5 protein-coding genes and 1 riboswitch are annotated in these 4140 nt (G+C 65.1%); of the genes, 1 reads left to right on the forward strand and 4 read right to left on the reverse strand.

The features are described 5' to 3' along the window. A partial coding sequence (locus MOV74_RS32695; protein WP_246931118.1) for an NAD(P)-binding domain-containing protein occupies positions 1-393 on the reverse strand: 393 nt, incomplete at its 3' end. A gap of 195 nt (positions 394-588) precedes the next feature. Beyond that, entirely contained in the window at positions 589-1089 is a 501-nt protein-coding gene (locus MOV74_RS32700; protein ID WP_246931119.1) for a YbjN domain-containing protein, read from the reverse strand. Positions 1090-1541: 452 nt separating this feature from the next. Then, positions 1542-1700: riboswitch (FMN riboswitch) on the forward strand. Between the two features lie 77 nt (positions 1701-1777). Here MOV74_RS32700 and MOV74_RS32705 point away from each other — a divergent pair. Further along, complete coding sequence (locus MOV74_RS32705; protein ID WP_246931120.1) at positions 1778-2338, forward strand: 6,7-dimethyl-8-ribityllumazine synthase; 561 nt, start codon at positions 1778-1780, stop codon at positions 2336-2338. Between the two features lie 115 nt (positions 2339-2453). Here the strand turns inward: MOV74_RS32705 and MOV74_RS32710 are convergent, their stop codons facing one another. Together MOV74_RS32710 and MOV74_RS32715 are read right to left on the reverse strand one after the other, a co-directional pair. After that, positions 2454-3407: a ribose-phosphate pyrophosphokinase gene (locus MOV74_RS32710; protein WP_198963774.1), complete on the reverse strand. Its 954-nt coding sequence runs from the start codon at positions 3405-3407 to the stop codon at positions 2454-2456. 192 nt (positions 3408-3599) lie between these two features. Further along, on the reverse strand, positions 3600-4140 hold a 541-nt coding region (locus tag MOV74_RS32715), incomplete at its 5' end, for a hypothetical protein (RefSeq protein WP_246931121.1).

The raw sequence follows: 4140 nt of genomic DNA on the forward strand, positions 1-4140 counted from the left end.
GATCGCGGCCGGCGTGTTCGGCATCGCGCGCACCACGGCGCCGCCGCAGACCTCCTGGAGCGCGGCGATCGTGGTTCCCGCCATGATCGAGACCACGGATGTCTTCTCCGAGACGAACGATTTCAGCTTGGCGCCGGCCTCGCGGAACATCTGCGGTTTCACCGCGACGACCATCGTCTCGACCTGGCCGGCCGTCGTCACATCCGGATTGAGCATGACGCCCCTGGCGGCAAGCGCGGTGATCTCCGGCGAGAGATACGGATCGATCACGGCGACGCGGCGCGGGTCGAGCCCGCCCGAAAGCCACCCGGTCAGCATCGCGCCGCCCATCTTGCCGGCGCCGGCGAGGAGGATGGTGCCGGTGATGTTTTGGAGGAGGTTGCTATCTGCCATCGCCGTTGCCACGCGTTCGCTGTCGTCCCCGCGAAAGCGGGGACCCAAACCACAGGCGGTTCTAGTGGATGGAAGGCAGAGCAACAAGCGTTGTGCCAAAAGCGGCATCACGCGGTATGGGTCCCGGATCTTCGCTTCGCTCGTCCGGGACGACGTGGGGAGCGAGTGCGGCTCCCTTACGTCACGAGGCGAATCCTACGCCTCTCCGACCGTATCGAACATCGCCGCGTCCATCGCCTCGGTCGTGGTCTTGCCGGCCCACACCACGAACTGGAACGCCGGGAAGTAACGCTCGCAGGCGTGGATGGCGCCGGCGAGCATGGCTTCGCACTGCGCGGTCGAGGCGCTGAGGCCACCCGGCAGCACCAGAGCCTGGCGATGCATGACCATGCCGGTGGTGGTCCACAGGTCGAAATGGCCGACCCACAACTGCTCGTTCACGGCGGCGACGAGCCTCTGCACCTCGCCGCGGCGCGCAACGGGAATCTTCATGTCGAACGCGCAGGCCAGATGCAGCGCCTCGATCTCGCCCATCCAGGTGAAGGAGAGCTGATAGTCGGTCCATTGTCCCTTCGAGACAATCGTGAGTTCGTCTTCGCCGGAGCGTTCGAACGGCCAGTTGTTGCTGGCAGCGATATCCTCGACCACCGCGAGCGGATGGCTTTTGGAATCGATAGTGCCTTCGAGCAGGGACATGCCGTCTCGACCTCTTGCCTTTTTGTTGTCTTTGATACGCACGCGGCTGGCCCGGCGAACTCCCTCAACGTCGCTAGCGATCTCCTCGGAAGCGCTGCTGCGATCCCTTGGTGTCGCTCTTGCGATCCCCTTGGATCAGCGCGGGCCTGTCGCGGATCAAGTGATGTGATTTGCGGAATCTGCGCAACGGGGTCCCGAGTCCGTCCACAAGCCAGGACTCGTTCGTCCACAGCTCATCTCCGCCACAATTATTAACGCCGGGAGTGCCCAATCCGGATGGAGGAGAACAAACCGGAATCGGATCCAGGGGAGGGCGGCAAACGCTAATTCCGTGCGGCGGGGCCGCTCCCACGGCCGTGGCATGGGACCATGCGATTTGCCCATGCGGAACACGCTTGCCGCGACCGCGCGAGAGCTGCATATTTCCCGGCAGGTCGTTCATCCCGAACGGCCGATGTTCTCAGGGCGGGGTGAAAGTCCCCACCGGCGGTAAGGGCCGAAAGGCCTAAGCCCGCGAGCGCCTTCCGCGAGGGTTATCCCGAAGGGAAGGGTCAGCAGATTCGGTGCAACTCCGAAGCCGACGGTCATAGTCCGGATGAAAGAGAACGGTCGGTGGCAGACGCATCGCAAGATGCGGCTGTTTGTCGTTCCGTGTGCCCTGATTCTGGTCCTTAAACCGAGGAAAGCCATGAATCAGATGTTGCAAGATACCCAAGCCGAAACTTCCGAAGTCGTCCAACCGCCGGTTCCGCAAGGGCCCGCAACCGAGCACCCGCGCTTCGCAAAGCCGCAGCGGGTCGCCTTCGTGCAGGCCTGCTGGCACCGCGACGTGGTCGAGGAAGCCCGCATTGCCTTCGTGAGAGAGGCCGAGGCGCGGCACCTCACCCATGTCGACGTGTTCGAGGTGCCGGGCTCGTTCGAGATCCCGCTGCACGCGCAGGTCCTTGCCAAGACGCGGCGCTACACCGCGATCGTCGCCGCGGGCCTCGTCGTGGACGGCGGCATCTACCGCCACGAGTTCGTCGCCGACACCGTGATCAAGGCGCTGATGGACGTGCAGCTTCGCACCGAGGTGCCGGTGTTCTCAGCCGTGCTGACGCCGCAGCAATTCCACGAGACCGAGGTGCATTACGACTTCTTCCGCAAGCATTTCGCGATCAAGGGTGTCGAGGTCGCGGCCGCGTGCGCGGAGACGTTGCTTGGCCTCGAACGTCTGCGCGGCCAGGTCGCTGCGGGGATCGTGGGGTAGGCAGACTGCCGTAGGGTGGGCAAAGCGCAAGCGTGCCTACCTCTTTCTCGTGCGACAAAAAAGGTGGGCACGGCGCTTTGCGCCTTTGCCCACCCTACGAGACCGGGAACGAAAATCAGTCGAACAGGCTCGACACCGACTCTTCGGCTGCCGTGCGCGCGATCGCGTCGGAGATCAGGCTGGCGATCGGCAGCGTGCGGATGTTCGGCGCCTTGGTCACCGCCTCGGTCGGCAGGATCGAGTCGGTGATCACCAGCTCCTTCAGCCTGGAGTTCGTGATGCGGGCGGCCGCGCCGCCGGAGAGCACGCCGTGGGTGATGTAGGCGTAGACGTCTTTGGCGCCCTTGGCGATCAGCGCATCGGCCGCGTTCACCAGCGTGCCGCCGGAGTCCACGATGTCGTCGATCAGGATGCAGGTGTAGCCGGCGACGTCACCGATCACGTTCATGACCTCGGACTCGCCTGCACGTTCGCGGCGCTTGTCGACGATCGCCAGCGGGGTGTTGATGCGCTTGGCAAGGCCGCGCGCGCGGGCGACGCCGCCGACGTCAGGCGAGATCACCATCGTCTTGGAGAGATCGAACTTGTCCTTGATGTCGCGCACCATCAGCGGCGCGGCGTAGAGGTTGTCGGTCGGGATGTCGAAGAAGCCCTGGATCTGGCCGGCATGCAGGTCGAGCGTCATGACGCGGTCGACGCCGGCCTGCGTGATCAGATTGGCGACGAGCTTGGCCGAAATCGGCGTGCGCGAGCCCGATTTGCGGTCCTGCCGCGCGTAGCCGAAATAGGGCAGCACCGCGGTGATGCGGCGCGCCGAGGAGCGGCGCAGCGCGTCGGTGATGATCAGCAGCTCCATCAAATGGTCGTTGGCGGGGAACGAGGTCGACTGGATGATGAAGGCATCCGAGCCGCGGACGTTCTCCTGGATCTCGACGAAGATCTCCATGTCGGCGAAGCGCCGCACCACCGCCTTGGTCAGCGGCAGGTCGAGCCCTTGCGCGATGGCTTGAGCGAGGGCCGGATTGGAGTTGCCGGCGACGAGCTTGATGGAGCCGTTTTTGGCCGACATGGACGCTTCCTCCCGCGCTTTGCTGGATACGACGTTCAACATCTCAGATCCCACTGGAAGCACGGTTACGACGGGCGAGGAAATATCAGGCGCGAGGCTGCAATGGCAACCCGGGATGATACGTTTTCCCTCCGAAAATCCTGAGTCGGTCCAAAGGTTTGGCCGCGACTTGAGGCCGTGGTTTAGCGGGGGTTATCGCTCGGCATAGCCGAGGGCTGTGGCCGGCATATCCGGCGCGGGCGGGGCCGGAATGACGCTCGCCACCGCCGGTCCGCGCAAGCCCGGAGCCCCGCTCGGAGCATCCGGCGTTCCGTTGATCATGTTGGAAAGGCCACTGAATCCGGCCTGGGCGATCTTCCGCAGCACGAGGTCGTCGGCTGCCGCCCATGCATCCCGTCCAGCCTTCGTCGAGGTCGGTTCCTCGCCGGAGAGGCGCAGCGCCCGCTGCTGGTTGGCGTCGTAGACGTCCCAGACCCAGGCGATCACGGTCTTCCCGCGCACCACCTGGGCGGAAAGGTAGCTGCGCACGCGGTAGGCGGCCGTGCCCTCGCGGGAGACGACGGACAGGCTGCGCAGCTTGGATTCGCTGTCGAGCACGCCGACCATGCGGTCGAATACCTGCGGTGGCGGGCCGTCGATGGATTCGAAGGCCACGGTTGCGCCGCTGCCACCGCTCGGCGCCATCGCATAGGAGTTGGCGGCACCGCCGCCGCCGGCGCAGCCGCCGAGTGCG

It is taken from the genome of Bradyrhizobium sp. SHOUNA76, assembly GCF_023006445.1.
Lineage (GTDB): Bacteria > Pseudomonadota > Alphaproteobacteria > Rhizobiales > Xanthobacteraceae > Bradyrhizobium.